The organism is Streptomyces sp. So13.3 (assembly GCF_005860785.2).
GTDB classification, from domain to species: domain Bacteria; phylum Actinomycetota; class Actinomycetes; order Streptomycetales; family Streptomycetaceae; genus Actinacidiphila; species Actinacidiphila fildesensis.
In genome coordinates, this window is record NZ_CP048835.1 from 7,059,446 (window position 1) to 7,085,799 (window position 26,354).

Genomic DNA, 26,354 nt, shown 5'->3' on the forward strand with positions numbered 1-26,354 from the left:
AAGCGTGCGCGGACGGGATCCCGCGGCGTCCCTTGGCACCGCGTAAGCCATGTGACATATTACTGCCGTGCTCACGAGACACTCGCTGGACGTCGTCATCGTCGGGGCCGGGGTGGTCGGCGCGGCCTGCGCCTACTACGCCTCCCGGTCCGGACTGTCCGTCGCCGTGGTCGACCGCGGCTCCGTCGCGGGCGGCACCACGGGCGCCGGTGAAGGCAATCTGCTGGTCTCCGACAAGGAGCCCGGCCCTGAACTCGACCTTGCGCTGCTGTCCACCAGGCTCTGGCGCGAGCTCGCCGACGAACTCCCACCGGAGATCGAGTTCGAGTCCAAGGGCGGCCTCGTCGTAGCGTCCGACGAGGCCCGCCTGGACGCCCTGAGCACGTTCGCGGCCCAGCAGACGGCAGCGGGTGTCACCGCGGCCCGGGTGCCGGCGGACCGGCTGCACGAGTTCGAACCGCATCTGGCGCCCGGCCTCGCCGGCGCCTTCCACTACCCGCAGGACGCCCAGGTCCAGCCCGCCCTGGCCGCCGCCCATCTGCTGCGCGCCGCCCGGCGCGCCGGCGCGCTGCTGTGTCTCGGCGAAGAGGTCACCGCCGTCCTGACCGGCCCTGGCGGCGCGGTCCGCGGGGTGCGCACCGACCGCGGTGAACTGTCGGCACCCGCCGTGGTCAACGCGGCCGGCACCTGGGGCGGCGAACTCGCCGCGTTGGCCGGGGTGGACCTGCCGGTCATGCCCCGGCGCGGCTTCGTCCTCGTCACGGAACCGCTGCCCCGCATCGTCCGGCACAAGGTCTACGCCGCCGACTACTTCGCCGATGTGGCGAGCGGCTCCGCGGCCCTGCAGACGTCACCGGTGGTCGAGGGCACCCCCTCGGGACCGGTGCTCATCGGCGCCAGCCGGGAGCGGGTGGGCTTCGACCGGACGCTGCGGGTCGAGGTGCTGCGCCGGCTCGCGGCCGGGGCCGCCGGGCTCTTCCCGGTGCTGGCCGGGGTCCGGGTGATGCGCGCCTATCACGGCTTCCGGCCCTATCTGCCGGACCATCTGCCCGCGATCGGGCCCGACCCGCGCGCCCCCGGCCTCTTCCACGCCTGTGGCCACGAGGGCGCAGGCATCGGACTCGCGCCCGCGACCGGACTGCTGCTCACCGCCGCGATCCGGGGCCAGCGGCCCGCCCTGGACCTGGCACCGTTCCGCCCCGACCGCTTTTCCCGCCGCGGACCCGATTCCCGGCGGGGAACCGGGCGGACCCGCGGACCCGAGAGGACATGACGATGGCGCGTAACCCCGTCGAGCTGGCCGGGGCCACCCCCGAGCCGTCGTTCGAGATCACGATGGACGGCCGCGTCCTGCCCGCGCTGCCGGGCCAGAGCATCGCCGCCGCCCTGTGGTCGGCCGGCATCCTCGCCTGGCGTACCACCCGGGTGAACGGCCGCCCGCGCGGCGCCTTCTGCGGCATCGGCTCCTGCTTCGACTGCCTCGCCACCGTCAACGGCGCCCCGAACCAGCGGGCCTGCCTGGTCCCGGCCCGTCCGGGCGATCTCGTCACCACGCAGGAGGGCCACGGCCGTGCCGATCTCGCCGTCTGAGCCGCCGGTACCTCCGGAGTACGACCTCGCGATCGTGGGCGCGGGCCCCGCCGGGCTCTCGGCCGCCGTGGCCGCGGCCGATCTCGGGCTGAGCGTCGTCGTGCTCGACGCGGCCGCCGCCCCCGGCGGTCAGTACTACCGCCATCCCGCGCCGGGACTCGGCGCCGCGCGCCCCGAGGCGCTGCACCACGGCTGGGCCGCCTTCGCCGCGCTGGTGCGACGGCTCGGCCGGCACACCGGGACCGGCAAGGTCCGGCACCTGACCCACCACCATGTGTGGACGGTGGAACGCGGCAGTTCGACGGCGTGGACGGTGCATGCCGTGACCGGTCCTGACGGGCCGGAGCAGGGCCGGGCGGCCGTGACGTCACGCGCACTGCTGCTGGCCACCGGCTCCTACGAGCGCCAACTGCCGTTCCCCGGCTGGACGCTGCCCGGGGTGGTCGGTGCGGGTGGCGCCCAGGCGATGCTCAAGTCCGGCCTGGTGCTGCCCGGACGGCGGATCGTCGTCGCGGGCAGCGGCCCGCTGCTGCTGGCGGTCGCCGGCTCGCTGGCCGCCGCGGGCGCGAAGGTGCCCGCCGTCGTCGAGGCGGCCGGGTACACCGCGTACGCCGGAAGCCCCCGGACGCTGGCCGCCAACCCCGGCAAGCTGCTCGAAGGCGCGGTGCACGGCGCCGCCCTGCTGCGCCACGGCCTGCGCCCGCGCACCCGCAGCGCGGTGACCGAGGCTCACGGCACCGACCGGGTGGAGGCCGTCACCGTCTCCCGGCTGGACCGCGACTGGCGTCCCGTGCCGGGCACCGGCCGCCGCATCGCCTGCGACGCGCTCGCGGTGGGCCACGGTCTGGTGCCGCAGCTGGAGCTGGCCACCGGACTCGGCTGCGCCACCCACCGCACCCCCGACGGCACGTACGCGCTCGCTCTCGACGACAGCCAGCGGACCTCGGTGCCCGGCGTCTGGGCGGCCGGCGAGGCCGGAGGAGTGGGCGGCGCCCAACTCGCCCTCGCCGAGGGGGAACTGGCGGCCTTCGCCATCGCGGCCGTGTCGCGTTCCGCGGTACGCCCCGACGCCCGGCGGGCGGTCGCGCTGCGCCGTACCCGAGCCCGGCTGCGGGCCTTCGCGGCGGTCATGGCCGCCGCCCACCGGCCGGGCCCCGGCTGGCCGGACTGGCTGAGCGACGACACCGATGTGTGCCGTTGCGAGGAGGTCTCCGCAGGGGAGGTCCGCGCGGCGGTCACCGATCTCGGCGCCCATGACGCCCGCACCGTCAAGCTGTTCACCCGCGCCGGGATGGGTTGGTGCCAGGGCCGGATGTGCGGCCCGGCGGTCGACTGCCTGGCGCGCGCCGACTCGCACGCAGACGCAGACGCAGATGCGGACGCAGACGCAGATGCGGACGCCGGCCCCGACCGCCGACCGCTGTCGTGTCCCGTTCCGCTGGCCGCCCTGTCCCGACCGGCGGCTCTGTCCGGTCCGGACGGGCCGCCCCGCTCGTGAGCACGGAAGAACCGTAGGACTCTCCTCGGTGAGCCTCTTGTGGTCTCCGTCCACGACACAGTAAAATGTCACATCTCACTAAGGGAGAACCACCGTGACCACGAACACCCCGCCCCGCGACCAGCCCTGGCACGGCATCATGGTCGCCACCGCCCTCCCGTTCCATGCCGACCTGCGCGTGGACCACGACGGTTACGCCGAGCACGTCGCCTGGCTCATCGAGTCCGGCTGCGACGGTGTCGTTCCCAACGGCTCCCTGGGGGAGTACCAGACCCTGACCGACGACGAGCGGGCCCGGGTCGTCCGTACCGCCGTCGAGGCGGCCGGTGACGGGGACCGCGTCATGCCCGGTGTCGCCGCCTACGGCAGCGACGAGGCCCGCCGCTGGGCCGAACAGGCCGGAGAGGCCGGTGCCGGCTCCGTCCTGCTGCTGCCGCCCAACGCCTACCGCGCCGACGAGCGGGCGGTGCGCGCGCACTACGCCGAGGTGGCCAGGGCCGGGCTGCCGGTCGTCGCGTACAACAACCCGTACGACACCAAGGTCGACCTCACTCCGCAGCTGCTCGCCGAGCTCTACAACGAGGGCAGCATCGTCGCGGTCAAGGAGTTCACCGGCGATGTCCGCCGGGCCTACGAGATCGCCGAACTCGCCCCCGGACTGGATCTGTTGGTCGGGGCCGACGACGTCCTGCTCGAACTCGGCATCGCGGGCGCCGTGGGCTGGATCGCGGGCTACCCCAACGCGTTCCCCGAGGCCTGCGCCACCCTGTACCGGGCGGCGCTCTCCGGCGACCTCGACACCGCCGTGCCGCTCTACCGCGCGCTGCACCCGCTGCTGCGCTGGGACTCCAAGCCCGAGTTCGTCCAGGCCATCAAGGTGTCCATGGACCTCGTGGGCCGGCCCGGCGGCCCGGTCCGTCCGCCGCGCTCCCCGCTCCCGGCCGACATCGAGGCCGTGGTCCGCGCCGCGACCGAGAAGGCGATGGCCGAAGGACTCGGCTGACCCACGAGCAGGCCGACGGGCTGGCCGACGGGCTGGCCAACGAGCTGGCCAATGAGCCAGTCAACGAGAACTCCGACGAGAAGGAGGACCCCTTGCGCAGCCGGAACATCTACCACGCCGTCGACTCGCACACCGAAGGCATGCCGACCCGCGTCATCACCGGCGGCGTGGGCGTCATCCCCGGCGCCACGATGGCCGAGCGCCGGCTGTACTTCATGGAGCACCACGACCGGGTGCGCACGCTGCTGATGTACGAGCCGCGCGGGCACTCGTCGATGAGCGGCGCGATCCTGCAGCCGCCGACGCGGCCCGACGCGGACTACGGGGTGCTGTACATCGAGGTCTCCGGCTACCTCCCGATGTGCGGCCACGGCACCATCGGCGTCGCCACCGTCCTCGTCGAGACCGGGATGGTGCCGGTCACCGAACCGGTCACCACCGTCCGGCTGGACACCCCCGCCGGGCTCGTCACCGTCGACGTCCAGGTCGAGGACGGGGAGGCCACCGCCGTCACCCTCCGGAACGTCCCGGCGTTCTCCGCCGGCCTGGACCTCAAGGTCGACGTCCCCGGCCACGGGACGCTCACCTACGACCTCGCCTACGGGGGCAACTTCTACGCGATGCTGCCGCTGGCCGACCTCGGGCTGCCCTTCGACCGGGAGCGCAAGAACGACATCCTCGCCGCCGGGCTCGCCGTCATGGAGGCCATCAACGCGGCGGACCGGCCGGTGCACCCGGAGGACCCGGACATCAACGGGGTCAAGCACGTCCAGCTGATCGCCCCCGGCTCCGACGCGCGGCTGTCCCGGCACGCGATGGCCATCCACCCCGGCTGGTTCGACCGCTCGCCGTGCGGCACCGGCACCTCGGCGCGGATGGCGCAGCTGCACGCGCGTGGTGAACTCCCGCTGCACACCGACTTCGTCAACGAGTCCTTCATCGGAACGTTCTTCACCGGCCGGCTCGTCGAGGAGACCACGGTCGGCGGGCTGCCCGCCGTGGTGCCCACGGTCACCGGCCGCGCCTGGATCACCGGCACCGCCCAGTACTTCCTCGACCCGTCCGACCCCTTCCCCGGCGGGTTCCTGCTGTGATCACCGACGGCGGGTACGGTCGGGAGGAAGGGGCTCACCGGGCCGCGGTGCCGCCCTCCGACGACCTTCCGGGAACGGGACCACCGCTGTGACACTGCCGCACCTCGACGCCACCGCCATCGCCCGGCTCCTCGGGCCCGCCGACGCGGCGGACGCCGTCGAAGCGGTGCTGCGCGGCGGGCTCGACCCGGAGACCGGGCCGCCGCGCACCGGCGTCCCGGTCCCGGCCGGCGAGTTGCTGCTGATGCCCGCCGCCACGAAGGACTTCGCTGGAGTGAAGATCGCCGGGGTGGCGCCGGGCAACCCGGCCCGCGGGCTGCCCCGGATCACCGGCAGCTACCTCCTCCTCGACGGCGCGACCCTCCAGCCGGTCGCGCTGCTCGACGGGCCCGCCCTCACCTCGCTGCGCACCCCGGCGGTGTCCGCCGTCGCGATCCGCCACCTGGCCGTGCCCGACGCCTCGCACCTCGTCCTGTTCGGAGCGGGACCGCAGGCGTACGGGCACCTGGCGGCGGCCCTCGCGGTCCGGCCGCTGACCCGGCTCACCGTGGTCGCCCGCAGGCCCGAGCCCGCGCAGGCGCTGGTGGCCCACGCCCGCCGGCTCGGACTGGACGCCGTGACCGGCGGACCCGACGCGGTGGCCAAGGCCGACCTGGTGATCTGCTGCACCACGGCCCGCACTCCGCTGTTCGACGGCAGCACCGTCGCCGGGCACACGACCGTGGTCGCCGTCGGCTCGCACGAAGCGTCGGCCCGCGAGACCGACACCGCGCTGGTGACCCGGGCCACCGTCGTCGTCGAGGCGCGGTCGGCCGCGCTGCGCGAGGCGGGGGACATCCTGGTCCCGATCGCGGAGGGCGCCTACCGGCCGGAGGATCTCGCGGGCACCCTCGCCGACCTCGTCGCCGGCCGGCTGCGCCCTGAAGCGGGCCGCCCGCGCTTCTTCAAGGGCACGGGTATGGCGTGGCAGGATCTCGCCGTAGCTGCTGAGATCTTCCGGGCCGCGAAAGCAACGTGACATTGTACGCTGGAGCTCCGCGCGATGACGGAGGAACAGCGATGGGTGACCTGAAGCAGCGCAACCTGATCACAGCGCAGGAGCGGCTGCGCGATCAGGTGGGCCACGCCCTGCGTGCCGCGCTCATCGCCGGTGAACTGCGCCCCGGCGTGGTCTACTCGGCGCCCGCCCTCGCCGCGGACTTCGGCATCTCCGCCACCCCGGTGCGTGAGGCGATGCTCGACCTGGCGCGCGAGGGCCTGGTCGAACCGGTGCGCAACAAGGGCTTCCGGGTCACCGAGATGAACGAGCGCGACCTCGACCAGTACACCGAGATCCGCGCCCTCATCGAGGTCCCGACCGTCGGCCGGGTCACCCGCACCGCCACCCCGGAACAGCTGGAGGAACTGCGGCCGGCCGCCGAGGAGATCGTCGCCGCCGCCCGGGCGCACGACCTCATCGGCTATCTGGAGGCCGACCGCCGTTTCCACCTCACCCTCCTCGGCCTGGCCGGGAACGAGCGGCTGGTCGAGGCCGTCGGCGATCTCCGCAAGCGCTCCCGGCTGTACGGGCTGACGCGGCTGGACGAGCGCGGCGAGCTGGTCTCGTCGGCCGAGGAGCACATCGAGCTGCTCGACCTGATGATTTTCGGGGACGCGGAGGCCGCGGAGGAGTGCATGGCCCGGCACCTCGGGCATGTGCGGTCGCTGTGGGCGGTGGGCAAGGAGGAGCCGGCCGCGGCGAAGCCGGAGCCGGTCCTCAAGCGCAAGCTCGGCAAGGCTTAGGCCGGTTGCCCTGCGGGGCGAGGGCGAAAGCCCCGCAGGGCGCCCCCGCTAACCGAGCAGCTCGCCCATCCAGCTCTCGATCCCCGCGACATCGCGCGGCAGTGCCCCCGACATCAGGCGGGCCCCGTCGGACGTGATGACCAGGTCGTCCTCGATCCGGATGCCGATGCCGCGCAGTTCCAGCGGCAGCGTCTCGTCGTCGGGCTGGAGGTACAGGCCCGGTTCGACGGTGAGGACATGGCCCTCCTCCAGTACCGCGTCGAGGTAGGTCTCGGCGCGGGCCTGGGCGCAGTCGTGCACGTCGAGGCCGAGCATGTGGCCGCTGTTGCACAGCGTGTAGCGGCGGTAGAGGCCGCTGTCCTCGGCGAGCGCCTCGTCGGCGGAGATCCGCAGCACGCCCCAGTCGGCGAGCCCTTCGGCGATGACGCGCATGCCCGCGAGGTGGAAGTCCCGGAAGCTGGCGCCGGGTTTGAGGGCCGCGATACCGGCGTCCTGGGCCGCCAGGACCAGTTCGTACAGCTGGCGCTGGACGGGGGAGAAGATGCCGGACAGCGGCAGCGTGCGGGTGACGTCGGCGGTGTAGAGGGTGTCGGCCTCCACGCCCGCGTCGAGCAGCAGCAGTTGCGTGGGGTCCAGCGCGCCGTCGTTGCGTATCCAGTGCAGTACGCAGGCGTGCGCGCCGGACGCGGCGATGGTGTTGTACCCGGTGCCGTTGCCCTCGGCGCGGGCGCGCTGGTTGAACGCCCCCTCGATCCAGCGTTCGCCGCGCGCGTGCCGCAGGGCGCGCGGCAGGGACCGTACGGCGTCCTCGAAGCCGGCGACCGTGTGGTCGACGGCGAGTTGCAGCTGGCCGACCTCCCACGCGTCCTTCACCAGCCGCAACTCCGAGAGCGCACTGGCGAGTTCGGTGTCCGTCGTGGCGTCGCGGCCCGGCGGCAGTGCGCCGAACCCGTCGAGGTGCTCGCACCGGATGCCGGTCATCCGCTCGGCTTCCGCGAGGTCGGGGCGGCGCCCGACCCAGAACTCCCCGTAGCGGCGGTCGCGGTAGAACCCGGCCTCGGTGCGCGGTGAGCGCGGCCGCAGATACAGCACGGCCTCGTGCCCGGAGGGACCGGACGGCTCCAGGACGAGGACGTTGCCGGGCTGGTCCTCGCCGGTCAGGCCGGTGAGCCAGGCGTAGGCACTGTGCGGGCGGAAGCGGTAGTCGTCGTCGTTGGAGCGGGCCTTGAGCTGCCCGGCGGGGACGACGAGCCGCTCGCCGGGGAAGCGGGCGGAGAGCCGGTCGCGGCGGGCAGGGGTGAGGTGCGAGGCGGGAACGCGGGTGCCGTCGGGCAGCGGAGTGGCGGCCCAGCCGGCGCCCATGAAGGCGTCCAGCGCCGGCGAGGTGGGCAGATCATGACTTCCCGTATGCAGTCGGGCGGGGGTTCCGTTCATCGATGAGCTCCTTCGGACACGGGTCGGTAACGGCGACGCACACATCTTGTCAGTGCAATTTCACATTACTATGTTACGGGTCACATCTTAGAGTGCCGTTCTTCTCAGCGGAGTGACTCATATGACCAAGCGCACCCAACTCGCCCTGTCCACCGCCCTCCTGGCGTCCCTCACCCTCGGTCTCGCGGGCTGTTCCGACGATGCGAAGGGCAGTCGGAGCGGCAAGGGGAAGAACCCGGCAGCGGCCAACGAAGGTCAGGTCGTCGGCGGCACCCCGGTGAAGGGCGGCACCCTCACCGTCCTGTCCAACCAGGACTTCTCGCACCTGGACCCGGCCCGCAACTGGACGATGCCGAACATGGACATGGGGATCCGGCTGCTCTACCGGACCCTGACCACCTTCAAGAGCGAGCCCGGCAAGGCCGGCAGCGAGATCGTCCCCGACCTGGCCACTGACCTCGGCACGCCCACCGAGGGCGGCAAGGTGTGGACCTTCACCCTCAAGAAGGGCCTGAAGTACGAGGACGGCACCCCGATCACCGCCAAGGACGTCAAGTACAACGTCGAGCGGTCGTTCTCCCCCGACCTCACCGGCGGACCCGACTACGCCGCCCAGTACCTGGCCGACACCAAGGGCTACCAGGGCCCCCTGACGGGCAAGCACCTCAGCTCCATCGAGACCCCCGACGACCTCACCATCGTCTTCAAGCTCAAGCGCCCGGTCGCCGACTTCGCCTCCACGGCCACGCTGCCCACCTTCTCGCCCGTACCGCAGGCCCAGGAGAAGGGCGCGCAGTACGACGCCCGGCCGTTCTCCTCCGGCCCGTACAAGGTCGAGAGCTACGACCGGGGCAAGAAGCTGGTCCTGGTCCGCAACACGAACTGGGACGCCGCCACCGACACCGTCCGCAAGGCGTACCCGGACCGTTTCGTGTTCGTCCAGGGGCTCAAGGGTGGTCAGGTCGACGACCGCGTCATCGCCTCCGCGGGCGGCGACGCCTCCACGATCGAGTGGTCCAACATGCGGCCGGAGAGCGCGCCGAAGGTGCTGCCCAAGGCCGACGTCAAGGGCCGGCTGATCGCCGAGTCATCCGGCTGCACCGGGATGCTGCAGCTCAACACCAGCAAGGCCCCGTTCAACGACCCCAAGGTCCGTGAGGCCATGCAGTACGCGGTCGACAAGGCGTCGCTGCTCACCGCGTCCGGCGGCCCCGCGCTCAACGACATCGCCACCGCCTATCTGCCGCCGGCCCTCACCGGCGCCAAGCAGGCCGACACCCTGAAGATCGCGCCGGCCGGCGACGTCGCCAAGGCCAAGGACCTGCTGAAGGCGGCCGGCAAGGACGGCGGCTTCGGGGCCACCTTCACCGTCTCCACCGGCGACAAGACCAGGGGCGAGGCGATCCAGCAGGGTCTGTCCCGGGTCGGGGTCGCGGTCACCATCAACACCGTCGACCCGTCCGCCTACTACGAGTCGATCGGCGACATCAAGAGCGCGCCCGACATGGTGATGGCCGGCTGGTGCCCCGACTACCCGTCGGGCTCCACCTTCCTGCCCTTCGTCTTCGACGGCCGCACCATCAGGGACAAGGGCAACCAGGGCAACTACTCGCAGTTCCGCGACGACGCGGTCATGAAGCGGATGGACGAGATCGCCGCGATGTCCGACGCGGCCAAGGCCAACCAGGCCTGGATCGACCTCGACGCGCAGATCATGGCCAAGTCCCCGGCCGTGCCGCTGATGCTGGAGCGCAAGCCGCTGCTGGTCGGCACCAACATCGCGGGCGCCTTCGGCCACCCGGTGTGGTCGGGCCAGCTCGACTACGCGGCCATCGGCCTCAAGGACCCGTCCAAGAGCCAGGGCTGAGGGGCGTACGGCGATGGCCACCCTCACGGTGCCCGACCGGGTACCTCCCCCTGAACCCGCCCCGAAAGCGGCACCCGGAGCCGCGCCCGGGTACGGGCCGTGGCGGCTCGCCTGGCGGCAGTTGAGCCGCCGGCCCGCCGCCCGTTTCGGCCTGGTGGTCGTGGCGCTGCTCGTCGTGATGGCCGCCGGCGCGCCGCTGCTCAGCGCGCTCGGCGGCTGGTCGCCCACCGAGTTCGACCAGACCGCCGTCGATCCCTACCTCGGCGGCCTGCCGCTCGGGCCGCTGGGCGGAATCGGCCCCGACCACTGGCTGGGCGTCGAACCCGTCACCGGCCGCGACCTGTTCGCCCGGGTCGTCAACGGTGCCCAGGTCTCGCTGCTGATCTCGCTCAGCGCCACCGCGGTGGTCGTCCTCGCGGGCACCGCCACCGGGATCGCCGCTGGCTACTTCGGCGGCCGCACCGACGCCGTGCTCAGCCGTCTGATGGATCTGACGATGTCCTTCCCGTCCCTCATCTTCATGATCGCGATGATGTCGGTGGCCCAGGACGTCAACCGGATCTTCCTGATGACCGCCATCATCGGCGTCTTCGGCTGGCCCGGCATCGCCCGCGTCGTCCGCGGCGAGACGCTCTCGGTCAAGCACCGTGAATACGTCGAGGCCGCCCGGGTGGGCGGTTCCGGCGCCTGGCGCATCCTCGGCCGGGAGATCCTGCCCAACGTCTCCGGGCCGATCATCGCGTACACCACCCTGCTCATCCCCGGCATGATCAGCACCGAGGCCGCCCTCAGCTATCTGGGCGTCGGCGTCCGGCCGCCCACGCCCTCCTGGGGCCAGATGATCGCGGACAGCGTCGCGTTCTACGAGACCGACCCGATGTACTTCATCATCCCCAGCCTCTTCCTCTTCCTGGCCGTCCTCGCCTTCACCCTCCTCGGCGACGCGCTGCGCGACATCCTCGATCCCCGGGGAGGCCGCAGGTGATCCTCTACCTCGCCCGCCGGTTCGCCGGAGTCGCCGGCGTGCTCTTCGCGATCTCCGCCATCACCTTCACCATCTTCTACGTCCTGCCCTCCGACCCGGCCGCGGCCGCCTGCGGCAAGAGCTGCAGTCCCGAGCGCCTCGAACTGGTCCGCCACTACATGGGCCTGGACCAGCCGGTCTGGCGGCAGTTCGGCGACTTCCTCACCGGAATCTTCTCCGGCCGCACCCTGGGGGAGGGGCCGCACGCGCTGCACTGCGGATTCCCCTGCTTCGGCTACAGCTACGAGAACTCCGTCCCGGTCTGGGACCTGCTGATGGACCGGCTGCCGGTCTCGGTCTCGCTCGCCGTCGGCGCGTCCGCGCTGTGGCTGCTGCTCGGCCTCGGCGCCGGTGTGACGGCCGCGCTGCGCAAGGACACCCTCGTCGACCGCACCCTGATGGTGGGCGCGGTCGCGGCGGCCTCCATGCCGGTCTACTTCACCTCGGTGATGCTGATCTACGGCGTGATCAGGATCGCCGGCCTGCTGCCGTACCCGACGTACACCGACTTCACCGCCGACCCGCTCGACTGGGCCTCCAACCTGATCCTGCCCTGGCTGGCACTGGCCCTGCTCTACGCCGCCATGTACGCCCGGCAGAGCCGCAGTTCGATGATCGAGGCGATGGCGGAGCCGTACATCCGCACCGCCCGCGCCAAGGGCATGCCGGAGCGCACCGTCATCGTCAAGCACGGGCTGCGCTCCGGGATGACGCCCATCCTCACCCTCTTCGGGATGGACCTCGGCGGCCTGCTGGCCGGCGCCGTCATCACCGAGTCCATCTTCGGACTGCCGGGCGTCGGACGGCTCTTCTACGACGGGCTGGTCCGCTCCGACCAACCCGTGATCCTCGGCGTCACCCTGCTGGCGGCGTTCTTCATCGTCATCGCCAACCTGGTCGTCGACCTCCTCTACGCCCTTGTCGACCCGAGAGTGAGGTACTGATGGCCGCGCCAGGCCCCCTGCTCGAAGTCCGTGACCTCCAGGTCACGTTCCCCACCCCGGCGGGCCCGGTCCGCGCCGTCGACGGCATCGGCTTCACCGTCGAGGCGGGCCGCACGCTGGGCATCGTCGGCGAGTCCGGCTCCGGGAAGTCCGTCACCTCGCTGGCCGTCATGGGCCTGCACCGGGACGCGACCGTCAGCGGATCCATCGCGCTCGACGGCCGGGAGCTCACCGCGCTGCCCGACCGTGAACTGAACCGGCTGCGCGGCCGCCGGATGGCGATGATCTTCCAGGACCCGCTGTCCAGCCTGCACCCCTACTACACGGTCGGCGAGCAGGTGGCCGAGCACTACCGGGTGCACTTCAAGGCCAGCCGCGCGGTCGGCCGGCGGCGGGCCGTCGAGATGCTCGGCGAGGTCGGCATCCCGGAGCCGGCCCGCCGGGCGGCGGACCATCCGCACCAGTTCTCCGGCGGCATGCGGCAGCGCGTCATGATCGCCATGGCGCTGGCCTGCGAACCGGACCTGCTGATCGCGGACGAGCCGACCACCGCGCTCGACGTCACCGTGCAGGCGCAGATCCTCGAACTCATCGCCCGCATCCAGGCCGACCGCGGCCTCGGCGTCGTGATGATCACCCATGACCTGGGCGTCGTCGCCCGCGTCGCCCACGAGGTGCTGGTCATGTACGGCGGCCGGGCCGCGGAACAGGCGCCGGTGGACCAGCTGTTCACCGCGCCCGCGCACCCCTACACCCGCGGGCTGCTCGACTCGCTGCCCCGGCTCGACGACACCGACGACGCGCCGCTGCGCGCCATCCCGGGCAGCCCGCCCTCGCTGCTCGCGCCACCGCCCGGCTGCCCGTACGTGCCGCGCTGCCCGCGGGCGGCGGCCGGGAGCGCGGCGGAACGGGACCGGTGCGCCTCGGAGCGTCCGGCCTTCGGCCTGGCGGCGTCATCGGCCGGCGGGCATCGCGTGGCCTGCCACTACCCGTTGGAAGCGGTTGCCGCCGTTCCGGCCAAAGCTCCAGCTCCGGCCCCAGCTCCAGCTCCAGCTCCGGCCCCAGCTCCGGCCCCGACTCCGGCCCCGGAAGGATCACGATGAGCGCCCTGGAGACGGTCGCCGCCCCCGGCGGCCCGGCGGACGGCGGAGCGCCGCCGCTGCTGTCCGTCCGCGATCTCGTCAAGACGTTCCCCGGCCGCCGCACCCGCGGCGGGCGCGCGGGCGCCCCCGTCCGGGCCGTGGACGGCGTCGGGTTCGACATCAACGCGGGCGAAACGCTGGGCCTGGTGGGGGAGTCGGGCTGCGGGAAGTCCACCACCGGGCGGATGATCGTCCGGCTGCTGGAGCCCACCTCGGGCTCCGTCACCTTCGACGGCCGCGACATCAGCCATCTGTCCGCGCGCGCCCTGCGTCCGGTACGGCGCCATGTGCAGATGGTGTTCCAGGACCCGTTCTCGTCCCTCAACCCCCGGCAGACGGTCGCCCGCATCATCTCCGACCCGATGCTGGCGCAGGGCAGTGGAGCGGCCGACGCCCGCAGACGGGCCGCCGAGCTGATGGAGCTGGTCGGCCTCATCCCCGAGCATCTCGACCGCTACCCCCACGAGTTCTCCGGCGGCCAGGCGCAGCGCATCGGCATCGCCCGGTCGCTCGCCACCCGGCCGCGGCTGATCATCGCCGACGAGCCGGTGTCCGCGCTCGACGTCTCCATCCAGGCCCAGATCGTCAACCTGATGGAGACCCTGCAGCGCGAACTCGGCCTCGCCTACCTCTTCATCGCGCACGACCTGTCGGTCGTCAAGCGGGTCTGCGACCGCGTCGCGGTGATGTACCTCGGCCGGATCGTCGAGATCGGCCACAAGGCCGAGGTCTACGGCGCTCCCGCCCACCCCTATACGCGGGCCCTGCTGTCCGCCGTACCGCTGCCCGACCCGGCGGCGGAGCGGGCCCGTGAACGGATCGTGCTGCTCGGCGATCCCCCCAGCCCGGCGCATCCGCCGGCGGGCTGCACCTTCCACCCGCGCTGCCACAAGGCGCGGGAGATCTGCCGCACCGAAGCACCACTGCTGCAGATCGCCGGCCCGGGACAGCGGCAGGCCGCCTGCCACTTCCCGGAGCCCGCGCCCGCCGGCCGGACGGGGCTGTGAAGACACGCCCCAGGGCCTGGCCGGCCGATCACGAACGGCCCCTACCGATGGTGTCCCACCCACTCCACCCCACTCCGAGGAGTCCTTGGTGTCCCACGCCCGTTCCGCACGTCCCGCGGGAAGCACCCGCACCACCGGCACTGCCCGCACCACCCGCGCCGTGTGTAAGAGCCTGCTCGTCGCCGCCCTGTCGGCGTCCCTGACCCTGCCGATGATGAACGTCGCCCAGGCGGGGCAGGCAGGTCCGGCAGGTCCGCAGGCCGCTCCCGCCGCTCCGGCCGTCCCGGCGACCTTCGCCGGAGCGCCGGGCGCGGGGGCCCGGGCGTCCGACGGCAACCCGTTCGACGAGGTCCAGCGGCTCGCCAAGGCCGGCACCGTCGCCCCCCACCAGGCGCCCGCCCCCGGCGGTGGCGCGCACGCCGAGGGCAAGCTGCCCGGCGACCAGTCCGCACCGGCGGGCGGCCCGGCGGTGGCCGCCCGCGCCAAGCCGGCCGCTCCGGCGAAGGCGCTGGGCGGCACCGTGCCCTGCACCCTCGACGCCATCACCAAGCTGAGCCCGAAACGCTTCGCGGACTTCCTCGCCGACAACTACACCGTCTCCGTGGAGAACTGTCTGAGCAAGCTGCTCTGGACCTGGGACCCACGCCTCATACCCGTCATGTCCGACGCTCATGTGCAGGCCGTCTCCCAGCGCATAGCCCTGCTCGCGCCGAAACACCGGGGCACCAACGCCAACAACCTGTACGAGATGTTCACGTATCTGCACGCCGTCGCGTACCACGACTACTCGCACACCGAGATCGACGTCACCGACGCCCCGACGGTCGCCGCCATGCAGAAGGCCATCGCCGCCTTCGGGACCGCTCTGCGCACCTTCGACGCGACGAAGCAGAACGCCCAGACGCTGCGCGAGGCGCTCTACGCCGCCAGCGCGCCCGGCCTGCGCCAGTACCAGCTCCCGCTGATCAAGAAGGTGCTCGCCACCATGGCCCCGGGCGCGGCCACTGCCACCAGCGCCGACTGGGGCGGCGCCGTCCTCGCCGCCCTGTCCGTCAACTACCTGGGCGTCTACCCCGGGAACAACGACACCGCCTTCCGCGCGGCGGCCACCGCGGACGCCGCCTACCGCGGCGCCTTCCGGGTGTTCGGCGGCTACGGCCACCTCAAGGGCACCACCAACGACTGGGTGGCGCGCGACGCGGTCGGCGAGTACGGCCGGTTCGGCCAGATCGACGCCCTCAAGCCGGCGATCGTCAACGACCTCGGCACGCTGCTGGGCACCACCGAGGCGGCCTTCGGCAGGATGAGCCCGCCCTGGGTCAGCGCCGCGTCCTGGCTCAACTACTACGACGACTGCGCGCGGTTCAACGTCTGCAAGGCTCAGATCGAGGCGATGCTCTTCCCCCACACCTACACGTACGACAACGGCGCCATCGAGGTCCACACCGGCCTCGACCAGGCCACCGTCGACCAGCTCTACTACGCCAGCAAGCAGGTCAAGACCCAGTTCCTGCGCGTCCTGGGCACCTCCACTCCGCTGGCCGGGGACACCAACACCACCCTGCACATCCACCTGTACGCGTCGCGCGCCGACTACGAGGTCTTCCAGCCGCTGCTCACCGGCTACGGCACCAAGAACGGCGGCATCTACATCGAGGACGGCGCCACCTTCTACACCTACCAGCGCCGGGTGCCGCAGGACTCCTCGCTCACCCTGGAGGAGCTGTTCCGCCACGAGTACACCCACTACCTCAACGGCCGCTGGGCGGTCCCCGGCACCTTCGGTGACACCCGCTGGTACTCCAACGACCTGACCACCGCCATGGACGAGGGGACCGCCGAGTTCTTCGACGGCGGCACCCGCGACGACGGCATCAAGGTCCGCAAGTCCCTGGTGCAGGGCGTCATCGACGACACCGCGGGCGGCGGCCCGCGGATGAGCGTCGACCAGCTGCTGCACGCCACCTACGACGGCGACGGATTCCGCTTCTACGACTACGCGGGCACGTTCTTCGAGTTCCTGTGGACCGAGCACCCGACGCTGCTGCGCGAGATGTACGGCTACGAGCGGGCCGACGACCCGGCCGGCTTCGACGCCTGGCGCACCAGAACCGGCGCCGACGCCGCGCTCCAGCGGGAGTACGACGCCTTCCTGGACCGGCAGATCGCCCAGGTCGCGACGCTGTACGTGCCCGACACGCAGTACACGGCCAACGGGTCGCTGACGTTCGCCACGGCCGCCGAAGTGCAGGCGGCGTTCGCCGCGGCCACCGCCAACACCCCTGTCTGCAAGGACAACGCGGACTGGGACAACAAGGTCCGCTTCACCTGCACCGGCCGCGTCACGGCCAACCTCTCCGACTCCGGCAACCCCGACCGGGTCTTCAAGGACATGTCGGAGACCGTCGACTACTTCCTCCTCGACCGGGCGGGAGCGGCGGCGAACAACCTGGCCGACATGAACTGCACGTTCGGGTCGGTGGATGTGTGGTCGTCGGGCCTGGCGGGCACGAGCGACTACTCGTGCGAGGGCCCGCTGCGCCGCTGACCGCTGCCGCGGGCGCCCATCGACGCCGCCCCCGGCCCCCGCAGGTGCGGGGGCCGGGGGCCGGTCCCTCCGGGGTGGGGGTCCGAAATCGACTGTTTACGGGCCCGGCGGCTCACAAACAGCTCGGCAGCATTTCGGACCCCTACCCCTGCGGGCCCGTCCCCCTCCGTATCCATCGCCCTCCGTGCCCGGCTCCCGTGGGGAAGCCGGGCACGTCTGTTGGGGTCAGGAAACGTGGCTCACTCGGACGGTGGTGACGCGGCCGTCGTGGGATTCGTTCGTCACGGCGATGCGGGTGCCCGTGTCGGGGACCTTGACGCCTACCTGGGGGAGGTCGGCGTTCCAGTAGACGCCGGTGTGGTCGTTGAAGACGGGGACGCCGGCGCGGGACGGGACGGTGACCGGGACGCCGTCCTTGTGGAAGGTGAGGCGGTCGGTGCGGCCGAGGGAGAACGTCGCGTCGAAGGTCTGGGCGCGGGCGTTCAGTACGGTGCCGTCGGTGTAGCGCAGGGCCGCCGGGCGGGCGTCGATGGGGAGGAGCAGCCCGCCGCCGGGGTGGTTTGCGGTGGTGTTGTCGCTGTAGGCGGTGTCCCAGAGCCAGATGAGGGCGCCCTGCTGGTACGGGTAGAACTCGACGGTGTCCTTCTTCGCCGGGTTCTTCGGGTCGTTCGACCAGCCGAAGTTGTAGGGCCCGGTCTTGAGGAAGGCGCCGTAGCCGGTGTAGCGGCGGTTCTCCACGATGTAGGCGCGGGGGTGGTCGGTGGCGCCGGTGCGGCCGGTGACGATCGTGAAGCCCTGCGCGGTCCAGCCGGCGGGGCCGGCCTCCGCGCCGTCCGCGAACAGCTGGGTGCCGCCCGCGCTGACGCTCACCGCGTCGGTGAGGACGCCCTTGCCGTGGGTGTTGCTGTCCGAGGTGACGTGGAAGCGGAGCTGTACCTGCTGTCCGGCGTACGCGTCGAGCGGGACGCTCAGTGCGGTCCAGGCGCCGGAGGTGCCGGTGACCACGGGGATGCCGGTGGGGGTGCGGGGGATCGTGGTGCCGTCCACGGTGCCGGGCAGGGCGGTCCAGTGGCTTCCGCCGTCGGTGGAGGCCTCGACGGTGAAGAAGTCGTAGTCCTTCTCGATGTCGTACCAGAGCCGGGTGTCGAGAACGGCCGGGGCGGTGACGCCGCGCAGGTCGACGGTGCGGGTCAGTGAGCTGTCGAGGAAGTCACCGGTACCGCTCCACCACTGTTTGCCGCCCTCGTACGGGTCGGTGAGTTCTGTGGTGGTGGTCGACGGCGGCAGATGGACGAGCAGCCCCTGCGGATCGGCGGTGTTGTAGCTGGAGACACCGAGCCGGTGGGTGGAGGCGGGGGCGGCCGAAGCGGTCTCCTCGTAGGCGAGCCAGCCGAGTTGGAGCTTGCTCCAGGCGTCGAGGTCGCCCGGGTAGTCGCCGGTCGTGTTCGGGCCCTTGCCGAGGTAGGAGGCCGAGGACATCAGCGACCAGTAGTTGACACTGTTGTCGCCGGTGGCGCCGTACAGGTCCGGCAGCCCGAGGTCGTGGCCGTACTCGTGGGCGAAGAGGCCGACGCCGCTGTTCTCGCCGCCGGTGAGGTAGTCACCCGCCCAGATGCCGGTGTCGCCGACCGGGGTGCCGCCGATCCGGTTGCCCTGCGGGCCCGCCTGCCCCGCCTGGTCGTAGTACGCGAACCAGCGGTGCGCCCAGACGGCTCCGGTGCCCTGGGTGCCGCCGCCCCAGGTCTGGTCCTTGCCGGCGTGCACGACGACGAGGTGGTCGATGTAGCCGTCGGGCTCGTCGAAGTTGCCGTCGTGGTCGAAGTCGTAGCGGTCGTAGTGGTCGTACTGGGCTATCTGGGCCTTGATGGACGCCGGGGTGCGGCCCTTGGCGCGCTCGCCGTCGTACCAGGCGGTGGTGGCGTCCCGGATCATGTCCCAGTTGCTGTGGCACTGCTGGCCCTCGGGGCAGTTGTCACTGCCGTAACGGGCCTCGTTCCAGGGCAGCTTGACCCAGTCGGTGACGGTGCCCTCGATGTCGTACCGGCCGGAGGACTGGGTGCGGTAGAAGTTGCGCAGCGAGACGGTGCCGGGGGCGTCGCCGAAGAACTGCTGCTGGTAGTAGGCGCGGTCGAAGTCCTTGCGCCAGACGGTGTGGTTGTCGGCCTTCGCGGGGCGGCCGGTGGTGTTGTGCAGCGGGCCGGGCTCGCCGCCGTAGCGGGGTTGGCCGTTGTTCATGGTGGTGCTGTCCACCTGGTCGCCGAACTCGGCGAGGATGACGAAGATCTTGTCCGTGCGCTCCTGGGCCAGTTCGGCGTACTGCTTGCCGATCTTGACGGTGTGGGGGAGCGTCCCGCCGGGCGCGCGGGCCACCGAACCGGCGGCGACGTGCTCCAGCGCCTGCCGGCGCAGTGCCTGGCGCTGCAGGTCCATCGGGCTGGACGGGGCGTCGGCGTGCCGGACGTCCTCGGAGGCGCTGCCGGCGGGGCCCGGGGCGGCGGCCGGTGGTGCGGTCGAGGCCGCGGCCGGGCCCGTGAGCAGCAGCGCGCCGGCTATCGCGGCGCTGGTGAGCGCCGCGATGCCGGGCAGGGTGATTCTGCGCAACGTACAGGTCCTTTCGGAGGAACTGCGGGAGCGCCTCCCGGAGGGGAGGGCCGGTGAGCGCAGGTAATATTTCACATGTCAAAGGTGATGTGTAGGGGCTGCACCGAGACGCCCGGAACTCGTCCGACAGGGGCGCGATACGGTCGCGGGGATCGGTAGCCGACTCGCGAGGGGAACCACGTGCCCGGGATCGAACTCACCGCCGGAACCATCGACTTCGAGGACACCGGGGGTCCGGGACCGGTCGTCGTCCTGCTGCACGGACTCGGCCAGAGCGGCACCGTCTGGAAGCGGGTCGTCGACGATCTGCGCACCGACCACCGCTGTGTGATCCCGGACCTGCCGACCGGCGGCCACCGCCGTCCGATGCGGCCGGAGGCCGAGCTGTCACTGCGCTCCGTGGCCCTGCTGGTCGGGGAGTTCCTGGAGCGGCTGGAGCTGGACGGGGTGACGCTGGTCGAGAACGACTCCGGCCACGCCCAGGTGCTCGCCGGTGAACGCCCCGAGCGGATCGGCCGGTTGGTCATCACCTCCGGCGAGGCGTTCGAGAACTACCCGCCGGGGGCCGGCGGCAAGATGCTGACGGCCGTGAGCCGTATCCCGGGCGGCGTGTACGCGCTCGCCCACTTCATGAACCTGCGGGCGCTGCGCGGGCTGCCGGTCGCCTTCCGTCCGATGTCCGTGCACGGTGTGCCGCACGAGATGCTCGACGACTGGCTCCGCCCGCTGCTCACCGACCGGGCGATCCGGGCCGATCTGCGGCGCTATCTCCTCAGCGCCCGCAAGGGCGCCATGCTCGAAGCGGCCGAACGTCTCAGGACGTTCGACCGCCCCGCGCTGGTCGTGTGGGCCGAGGACGACCGGATGATGCCCCGCGCCCACGGCCGCCGGCTCGCCGGCCTCCTGCCGCACGGCCGGCTCGTCGAGATCCCGGACTGCCGCACCCTCATCCCGGTGGACCAGCCGGCGGCCCTCGCGGCGGCACTGCGCGAATTCATCGGCTCCGAGGGCTGAGGAGTCCGCGGAAAGGGGCGCGGCGCTCAGGCGCGCAGGTCGCGGCGCTTGGTGTGAACGACGTGGAAGATCGTCAGGGGCACCGCGATCACCGCCTTGCGTCCGCCGGCCGGCTTCCGCACCACTGTGGCCTCGCTCATGACATCTCCCCTTGGGTGGCCCGCTCGAAGATCCCGACCAGTTCCGTGCCGTACGCCGCGAGGTCGGCGCCGGGCTCGCGGGCCAGCACGCCCGCGGCCGCGTCGATGGACGCCCGCAGGCTGACCGCCATCACCCGCGGATCGAAGTCCCGGAACACGCCCTCCGCCTGGCCGTCCCGGAAGTGGCGTTCCAGCAGTTCCAGCGCGGGCCCGTCCTGGACGGTCAGCGGTGCGCCGTCCGGTGTCCGCGCGTTCACCGCGATGTCCACCAGCGCGCGGATGTGCGCCGGGTGGGTGCTCATGAACTCCAGGTTCGCCTCGATGTAGGCGGCAAGGACCGCTGCCCGCCCGGCGACGGCCGCGATCCGCGGCCGGATGAAGGCCACGGCGGTGGTCGTCGCCTCGTCGACCACCGCCCGCACACCGAGCTGCTGTCCGCTGCCGCAGGCCCTTTACCAGGGGTGTTCGAGTAGGTGATGCTGTCCCGGCGCTGGAGGAATGATCGACACGGCGGGAGCCGGTCGGTTCGGAGGGGAAGGCCGCGGTGTGCGCGTAGTGCTGCTTGGTCCGGTTCAGGGGTACGCCGACGACGGGACGCCGGTCGAGGTGGGTGGTGTCCGGCTGCGGATGCTCCTTGCCAGGCTCGCCCTCGAAGAGGGCCGGACGGTCTCCGTCGACTCGCTCGTCGACGGCCTCTGGGGCGAGGAACCGCCCGCCGAAGCGGCCAACGCGCTGCAGGCGCTGGTGTCCCGGCTCCGCAGGGCGCTGCGCGGGTCCGCGACGGTGGAGTCCGCATCCGGCGGTTACCGGCTCTCGGTGCGCGCTGAGGACGTGGACGTCCACCGCTTCGAGGAACTGGCCGCCCGGGGCAGACGGGCCCTCGCGGCCGGGCGGCCCGGCGAGGCGGCCTCGCTGCTCGGAACGGCGCTCGGGCTGTGGCAGGGCGCGGCGCTCGCCGATGTCCTCGACGCCCCCTTCGCCGGGCCCGTCGCGACCCGGCTCGACGATCTGCGCACCGCGGCTGCCGAGGACCACAGCGATGCCGAACTGCGGCTCGGACGGTACGGAGAGGTGCTCGCCGACCTCGAAGCGGCCGGCGCCGAAAGGCCGTTGAGCGAGCGGGTCGCCGGGCTGCGGATGCGGGCGCTGTCCGCGGCCGGACGGCAGTCCGACGCCCTCGCGGTGTACGAGGCGATACGCAAGCGGCTCGCCGACGAACTCGGCGTCGATCCGTCGGCCGAACTGCGGGAGATCCATCTGGTCCTGCTGCGCGGCGAGCTGGAGACACCGGCCGAGCGGGCCGAGACCGCCCCGAGCCGCCTCCCGGCCCGGCTGACCAGCTTCGTCGGCCGGGACGGTGAACTGGAGCGGCTCGCCGGTCAGTTGGACCGCAATCGGCTCATCACCATCGTCGGCCCCGGTGGCGCCGGCAAGACCCGGCTCTCCCTCGAAGCGGCCACCCGGGACCGCGCTCACGCCCGCGGCAGGGTCTGGTTCGTGCCGCTCGCCGGTGTGAGCGCACCGGACCAGCTGGCCGACGCGGTACTCGGCGCCCTCAGCTCCACCGACGGCCGCCTCTACGACGCAGGCCAGGGGCAGCGGACCACCCCGGTCGAGCGCATGGCCGGACTCTTCGGCAGCGGCGACGCCCTGCTCCTGCTCGACAACTGCGAGCACCTCGTCGAGGCGGCCGCGGAACTCGCCGCCGAACTCCTCGACAAGCTGCCGGAGCTGCGGATCCTCGCCACCAGCCGCGAGGCCCTCGCCATCACCGGCGAGTCCCTGTGCCACCTCGGCCCCCTCGACATCCCGATGGGATCACCGGAGCCCGCCGAGGCCGCGCAGTCGCCCGCCGTCCGCCTCTTCGTCGACCGGGCCGCCGGAGTCCGGCCGGACTTCACGCTCGACGACTCGACCCTCGACGCCGTCGTCGAGGTCTGCCGGCGGCTCGACGGGATGCCGCTCGCCCTCGAACTGGCCGCGGCGAAGCTCCGCTCGATGAGCGTCGAGCAGATCGCGCGCCGCCTCGACGACCGCTTCCGCCTCCTCGCCTCGGGCAGCCGCACCGCCCTGCCCCGGCAGCGCACCCTGCTCGCGCTCGTCGAGTGGAGCTGGGACCTGCTCGACGAACCCGAGCGGATCCTCGCCCGCAGACTGTCGGTGTTCCCGGGCGGCGCGACCGTCCCCGCGCTCGAAGCGGTCTGCGCGGACCCGTCGCTCCCGGCCGCCGACATCCCGTACGTCCTGGACGCCCTGGTCGAGAAATCGCTGGTCCACACCGTCGACGAACGGCTGGGCGAGCCGCGCTACCGGATGCTGGAGACGGTCCGTGCGTACGCGGCGCGGCAACTCGCGGACGCCGAGTCCGGGGACGCCGTCATCCAGCGGTATGCCGCGTACTTCCTGGCCCTCGCGGAAGAACACGAACCCCGGCTCCGTACCGGCGAACAGCTGCGCGCGATCGAGGTGTTCGACGCCGAACACGACAACCTCGTCCTCGCGCTGCGCTCGGTCGTCGACGCCCGGGACGGGGACCTGGCCGCGCGCTTCGCCGGGGCGATGTTCTGGTACTGGGGGATCAGGGGGATGAGCACCCAGCTCGACACCCATCTGGCGGAGGCCGCCGGGCCGGATTCCGTACCGGCAGGGGACTCCGGACGGGGGGCAGCGGGCGGCGAACGTCCGGCCGTCGAGGGGGAATCGGCGACGGCGCGGGAGTTCCACCCGGCCGTACTGCTCCTGCGGATGTCCCAGGCCTCCTTCCCCGCCCGCGGATCGGGACCGGGCGGAAGCGCGGACCAGGACCCCCTCGACTCGCCCGACCCGTGGGTCCGGGCCGGCGCCCACCTGGCACGGGACTTCGCCCTCACCGAACAGGGCGACCTGGTCACCGGCGCCGAGTCCCGGATGGAGGCCCTGCGCGGCTTCGAGGAGGTGGGCGACCGCTGGGGGCTCGTGATGAGCCTGCTCCCGATCGGCCGCGACCACTCCCTGCGCGGCGAGTACCCGCAGGCCATCGCCACCTTCGAACGGACCGTGGCACTCAGCTCGGAACTCGGCACCGAGGACTACCTCTACCTCAGCAAGGCCAGACTCGCCCGCGAACGCCGGCGCAGCGGCGACCTGGAAGGCGCCTTCCGCGATCTGCACGCCGCGCACCGGCAGGCCCGCGAGCGCGGACAGCTGCGGCTGGAGGCCAACATCCTCGTGGGCCTGGCCAATGTGCACCGCAGGGCCGGTGACCTGGCGCAGTCCGACGCGACCCTCGACCGTCTCGAGGCGCTGAGCGCCCGGCGCCCCTCCCTCAGGGAGACCGCCCGCGACCTGATCGTCAGCACCCGCATCGAGAACCGTCTCGCCGAGGGTGACGCCGTACGGGCCAGGACCCTGCTGCCGGAGGCGGCCGGCGCCCTGTTCGGCCAGGGCGCGGGCGCCGCGCTCGCCTGGGTGGCCGAACTGCTGGGCGGACTGCGGACCTTGGAGGGGGCCCCCGAGGAGGGCGCCAGATCGCTCGGCATGAGCCAGGTGATGCGCGGCGCCTTCGACTGGGGCGAGCCCGAGTGGCGCGAGCTGGTCGACCGCATCGTGGCGACGCTGGGCGAGGAGGGCTTCAGGAACGCGTACGAGGAGGGGGCCGCTCACTCCCGCGAGGACGCACTGCGGTGGCTGGAGGCGGAGACCCTGCGGACGGTGCCGCGCGCCTGACGAGGCGCCCGCGGTCATGCGGACAGCCGGGCGGGGTCCGCTCCACCCCCGTGGGTGCGGACCCCGCCCGGCCGGACTTGTCACCGGAGGACCTGGGGGATCATCCGGCGTTCTTGCGGTAGGCGCGCATGGCCAGCGGGAAGAAGACCACGATCACGCCGGCCATCCAGGCGAGGCTGCCGGCCAGCGAGCCGGCGACCGGGCCGCCGTTGAGCAGACCGCGGACCGCGTCGGCCACCAGCGAGACGGGGTTGACGTCGGACCAGGCCTGGAGCCAGTCGGCCATCTTGTTGTCGGAGACGAAGACGTTGCTGGCGAAGGTGAGCGGCAGGATCAGGATGGTCATCAGGCCCTGCACGGAGGCGGGGTTCTTGATCAGCATGCCGAGGAACACCGAGATCCAGGAGAAGCTGAGCGCGAAGCCGATGAGCAGGGCGACCGCGGCGAGCGAGGCGACCGGGTTGGTCCCGACGCGGTACCCCATGATCAGGGCGAGGACGACCAGGGTGGCCAGGCAGGCGACGTAGCGGACGATGTCCGCGAGGACGGCGCCGATCAGCGGGCTGGAGCGGGCGATCGGCATGCTGCGGAACCGGTCGAAGATCCCGGTACTGGCGTCCGCGCTGAGCGAGGCGCCGATCCCGATGCTGGCCTGGAAGACGGCCATGACCATGACGCCTGGTGTGACGTGCTGCAGATAGCCGTGGGTGTCACCGCCGGACATGGCGTCCCCGAACAGGTAGATGAACATCAGCAGGCTGATGATCGGGGTGAGGATCACATCGACCAGCTGCATCGGCGACTTCATGAACTTGATGACGCCGCGGCCGGCGAGGGCGAGGCTGTGCTGGGCGGTCTGCGCGAGGCCGATACGGCCGGGGAGCTCGGCGGGGGCGCTGAGGGTCTGGGTGCTCATGACAGGGGTCCTCTCGGGAAGGTCTGCAGGGAACGGAAGGGCTCAGACGGCGACGGGCTGCTCGTCCGCGACGGCCGGCTCGTGTCCGGTCAGGGCGAGGAAGACCTCGTCGAGGCTGGGCAGGCGCAGGCCGAGCTCGTCGGCGGTGATGCCGGCGCCGTCCAGGCGGCGGGCGACCGCGGCGACGAGCAGCGGGTCGTCGGCCGGGACGGTCAGCACGCCGGAGTCCTGCGCGGGGGAGTGGCCGGACAGCTCGGCGAGCAACTGCGCCACCTGCGGCACATCGGCGGCCATGGCGGGCCGGACCTGGAGGATCTGGCCGCCGACGCGGCGCTTGAGCTCACCGGGCCGGCCTTCGGCGACCTTGCGGCCCTTGTCGAAGACGGTGATGGAGTCGGCGAGCTGGTCGGCCTCTTCGAGGTACTGGGTGGTCAGCAGCACGGTGGAGCCGTCCGCGACCAACTGCCGTACGACGTTCCAGACCTCCTGCCGGGCGTGCGGGTCCAGGCCGGTGGTGGGCTCGTCCAGGAAGAGCACCTGCGGCCGGCCGACCAGGGAGGCGGCCAGGTCCAGGCGCCGCCGCATCCCGCCGGAGAAGGTGGCGATCGGCTTGCGGGCCGCCTCGGTGAGGGAGAAGTTCTCCAGGAGCTCGGCGGCCCGCGCCTTCGCGTCGCGCCGGGCCAGGCCGAGCAGCCGCCCGATGAGCACCAGGTTCTCGGCGCCGGACAGGGTCTCGTCCACGGAGGCGAACTGACCGGTCAGCCCGATCAGCTGCCGGACCCTGACCGGATCCTTGACGATGTCGTAGCCGCCGATGCTGGCGTGCCCGGCGTCGGGGCGCATCAGCGTGGCCAGGATGCGCACGGTGGTGGTCTTGCCGGCGCCGTTGGGACCCAGGACACCGACGACCTTGCCGGCCGGCACCTCCAGGTCGACGCCGTCCAGGGCGGTGAAGTCGCCGTACTTCTTGACCAGTCCCTCGGCCCGGATCGCGTACCCCATGTTCAACAACTCCTCGTCAGGTCCTCGTCGTTCTCGATGACCA

General features: G+C 72.3%; 20 protein-coding genes. 15 read left to right on the top strand and 5 right to left on the bottom strand.

Translation table 11 applies throughout. The features are described 5' to 3' along the window. The first annotated feature begins 67 nt into the window (after positions 1-67). From C8250_RS31585 to C8250_RS31615, 7 genes are all read left to right on the top strand, one after another. Positions 68-1,273 (top strand): FAD-binding oxidoreductase, encoded by a 1,206-nt coding sequence (locus C8250_RS31585; protein WP_138356536.1) that lies wholly within the window; start codon positions 68-70, stop codon positions 1,271-1,273. A 2-nt stretch (positions 1,274-1,275) separates the two neighbouring features. After that, positions 1,276-1,590, top strand: a complete 315-nt coding sequence (locus C8250_RS31590; RefSeq protein WP_138356537.1) for a (2Fe-2S)-binding protein — start codon at positions 1,276-1,278, stop codon at positions 1,588-1,590. After that, positions 1,571-3,088 carry an NAD(P)/FAD-dependent oxidoreductase gene (locus tag C8250_RS31595; protein WP_138356538.1) on the top strand — a complete coding sequence of 506 codons (1,518 nt, stop codon included), beginning with the start codon at positions 1,571-1,573 and terminating at the stop codon, positions 3,086-3,088. The genes C8250_RS31590 and C8250_RS31595 overlap by 20 nt, the downstream gene beginning before the upstream one ends. A 139-nt stretch (positions 3,089-3,227) precedes the next feature. Further along, positions 3,228-4,091: a dihydrodipicolinate synthase family protein gene (locus tag C8250_RS31600; RefSeq protein WP_138356562.1), complete on the top strand. Its 864-nt coding sequence runs from the start codon at positions 3,228-3,230 to the stop codon at positions 4,089-4,091. Positions 4,092-4,183: 92 nt separating this feature from the next. Beyond that, positions 4,184-5,185 (top strand): proline racemase family protein, encoded by a 1,002-nt coding sequence (locus C8250_RS31605; RefSeq protein ID WP_138356539.1) that lies wholly within the window; start codon positions 4,184-4,186, stop codon positions 5,183-5,185. Positions 5,186-5,273: 88 nt separating this feature from the next. Then, positions 5,274-6,203, top strand: a complete 930-nt coding sequence (locus C8250_RS31610) for an ornithine cyclodeaminase family protein (RefSeq protein ID WP_244809474.1) — start codon at positions 5,274-5,276, stop codon at positions 6,201-6,203. Between the two features lie 41 nt (positions 6,204-6,244). Beyond that, entirely contained in the window at positions 6,245-6,967 is a 723-nt protein-coding gene (locus C8250_RS31615; RefSeq protein ID WP_138356540.1) for a GntR family transcriptional regulator, read from the top strand. Between the two features lie 48 nt (positions 6,968-7,015). Here C8250_RS31615 and C8250_RS31620 read toward each other — a convergent pair whose 3' ends face one another. Next, a complete protein-coding gene (locus C8250_RS31620; RefSeq protein ID WP_138356541.1) occupies positions 7,016-8,401 on the bottom strand; it encodes an aminopeptidase P family protein in 1,386 nt (461 codons plus the stop codon). 121 nt (positions 8,402-8,522) lie between these two features. Here C8250_RS31620 and C8250_RS31625 point away from each other — a divergent pair, with 121 nt between their 5' ends. The 6 genes from C8250_RS31625 (at position 8,523) to C8250_RS31650 (ending at position 16,933) form a co-directional block, all read left to right on the top strand. Next, complete coding sequence (locus tag C8250_RS31625; RefSeq protein WP_138356542.1) at positions 8,523-10,268, top strand: ABC transporter substrate-binding protein; 1,746 nt, start codon at positions 8,523-8,525, stop codon at positions 10,266-10,268. A gap of 13 nt (positions 10,269-10,281) precedes the next feature. Beyond that, a complete protein-coding gene (locus C8250_RS31630) occupies positions 10,282-11,253 on the top strand; it encodes an ABC transporter permease (RefSeq protein ID WP_138356543.1) in 972 nt (323 codons plus the stop codon). Beyond that, the gene (locus tag C8250_RS31635; protein WP_138356544.1) at positions 11,250-12,236 is read left to right on the top strand and encodes an ABC transporter permease; all 987 of its coding nucleotides are present in this window, start codon (positions 11,250-11,252) and stop codon (positions 12,234-12,236) included. The genes C8250_RS31630 and C8250_RS31635 overlap by 4 nt, the downstream gene beginning before the upstream one ends. Continuing rightward, positions 12,236-13,339 carry an ABC transporter ATP-binding protein gene (locus C8250_RS31640; protein ID WP_138356545.1) on the top strand — a complete coding sequence of 368 codons (1,104 nt, stop codon included), beginning with the start codon at positions 12,236-12,238 and terminating at the stop codon, positions 13,337-13,339. The genes C8250_RS31635 and C8250_RS31640 overlap by 1 nt, the downstream gene beginning before the upstream one ends. Continuing rightward, on the top strand, positions 13,336-14,385 hold the full coding sequence (locus tag C8250_RS31645) for an ABC transporter ATP-binding protein (protein ID WP_138356546.1): 1,050 nt from the start codon (positions 13,336-13,338) through the stop codon (positions 14,383-14,385). The genes C8250_RS31640 and C8250_RS31645 overlap by 4 nt, the downstream gene beginning before the upstream one ends. 211 nt (positions 14,386-14,596) lie before the next feature. Continuing rightward, positions 14,597-16,933, top strand: coding sequence for a collagenase (locus C8250_RS31650; RefSeq protein ID WP_138356564.1), 2,337 nt, complete (start codon positions 14,597-14,599; stop codon positions 16,931-16,933). Positions 16,934-17,158: 225 nt separating this feature from the next. Here the strand turns inward: C8250_RS31650 and C8250_RS31655 are convergent, their stop codons facing one another. Further along, positions 17,159-19,534 (bottom strand): immune inhibitor A domain-containing protein, encoded by a 2,376-nt coding sequence (locus tag C8250_RS31655; RefSeq protein ID WP_138356547.1) that lies wholly within the window; start codon positions 19,532-19,534, stop codon positions 17,159-17,161. 180 nt (positions 19,535-19,714) lie between these two features. On the opposite strand from C8250_RS31655, the gene C8250_RS31660 reads away from it, so the two are divergent. Then, a complete protein-coding gene (locus C8250_RS31660) occupies positions 19,715-20,548 on the top strand; it encodes an alpha/beta hydrolase (RefSeq protein ID WP_138356548.1) in 834 nt (277 codons plus the stop codon). A 136-nt stretch (positions 20,549-20,684) separates the two neighbouring features. On the opposite strand, the gene C8250_RS31665 is transcribed toward C8250_RS31660, so the two are convergent. Then, entirely contained in the window at positions 20,685-21,110 is a 426-nt protein-coding gene (locus tag C8250_RS31665; RefSeq protein WP_138356549.1) for a TetR/AcrR family transcriptional regulator, read from the bottom strand. Between the two features lie 124 nt (positions 21,111-21,234). On the opposite strand from C8250_RS31665, the gene C8250_RS31670 reads away from it, so the two are divergent. Then, positions 21,235-24,393 (top strand): BTAD domain-containing putative transcriptional regulator, encoded by a 3,159-nt coding sequence (locus C8250_RS31670; RefSeq protein ID WP_244809476.1) that lies wholly within the window; start codon positions 21,235-21,237, stop codon positions 24,391-24,393. Positions 24,394-24,493: 100 nt separating this feature from the next. Here the strand turns inward: C8250_RS31670 and C8250_RS31675 are convergent, their stop codons facing one another. Continuing rightward, complete coding sequence (locus C8250_RS31675; RefSeq protein ID WP_138356550.1) at positions 24,494-25,309, bottom strand: ABC transporter permease; 816 nt, start codon at positions 25,307-25,309, stop codon at positions 24,494-24,496. A 42-nt stretch (positions 25,310-25,351) separates the two neighbouring features. Beyond that, complete coding sequence (locus tag C8250_RS31680) at positions 25,352-26,311, bottom strand: ATP-binding cassette domain-containing protein (protein ID WP_138356551.1); 960 nt, start codon at positions 26,309-26,311, stop codon at positions 25,352-25,354. Positions 26,312-26,354 lie beyond the last annotated feature (43 nt).

What these genes read in the sequence shown, in the direction of transcription:
- C8250_RS31615 (WP_138356540.1), top strand. Translation starts at nt 6,245, where the DNA reads ATGGGTGACCTGAAGCAGCGCAACCTGATCACAGCGCAGGAGCGGCTG.
- C8250_RS31675 (WP_138356550.1), bottom strand. Translation starts at nt 25,309, where the DNA reads ATGAGCACCCAGACCCTCAGCGCCCCCGCCGAGCTCCCCGGCCGTATC.
- C8250_RS31630 (WP_138356543.1), top strand. Translation starts at nt 10,282, where the DNA reads ATGGCCACCCTCACGGTGCCCGACCGGGTACCTCCCCCTGAACCCGCC.
- C8250_RS31650 (WP_138356564.1), top strand. Translation starts at nt 14,597, where the DNA reads ATGATGAACGTCGCCCAGGCGGGGCAGGCAGGTCCGGCAGGTCCGCAG.
- C8250_RS31640 (WP_138356545.1), top strand. Translation starts at nt 12,236, where the DNA reads ATGGCCGCGCCAGGCCCCCTGCTCGAAGTCCGTGACCTCCAGGTCACG.
- C8250_RS31625 (WP_138356542.1), top strand. Translation starts at nt 8,523, where the DNA reads ATGACCAAGCGCACCCAACTCGCCCTGTCCACCGCCCTCCTGGCGTCC.
- C8250_RS31600 (WP_138356562.1), top strand. Translation starts at nt 3,228, where the DNA reads ATGGTCGCCACCGCCCTCCCGTTCCATGCCGACCTGCGCGTGGACCAC.
- C8250_RS31620 (WP_138356541.1), bottom strand. Translation starts at nt 8,401, where the DNA reads ATGAACGGAACCCCCGCCCGACTGCATACGGGAAGTCATGATCTGCCC.
- C8250_RS31645 (WP_138356546.1), top strand. Translation starts at nt 13,336, where the DNA reads ATGAGCGCCCTGGAGACGGTCGCCGCCCCCGGCGGCCCGGCGGACGGC.
- C8250_RS31680 (WP_138356551.1), bottom strand. Translation starts at nt 26,311, where the DNA reads ATGGGGTACGCGATCCGGGCCGAGGGACTGGTCAAGAAGTACGGCGAC.
- C8250_RS31590 (WP_138356537.1), top strand. Translation starts at nt 1,276, where the DNA reads ATGGCGCGTAACCCCGTCGAGCTGGCCGGGGCCACCCCCGAGCCGTCG.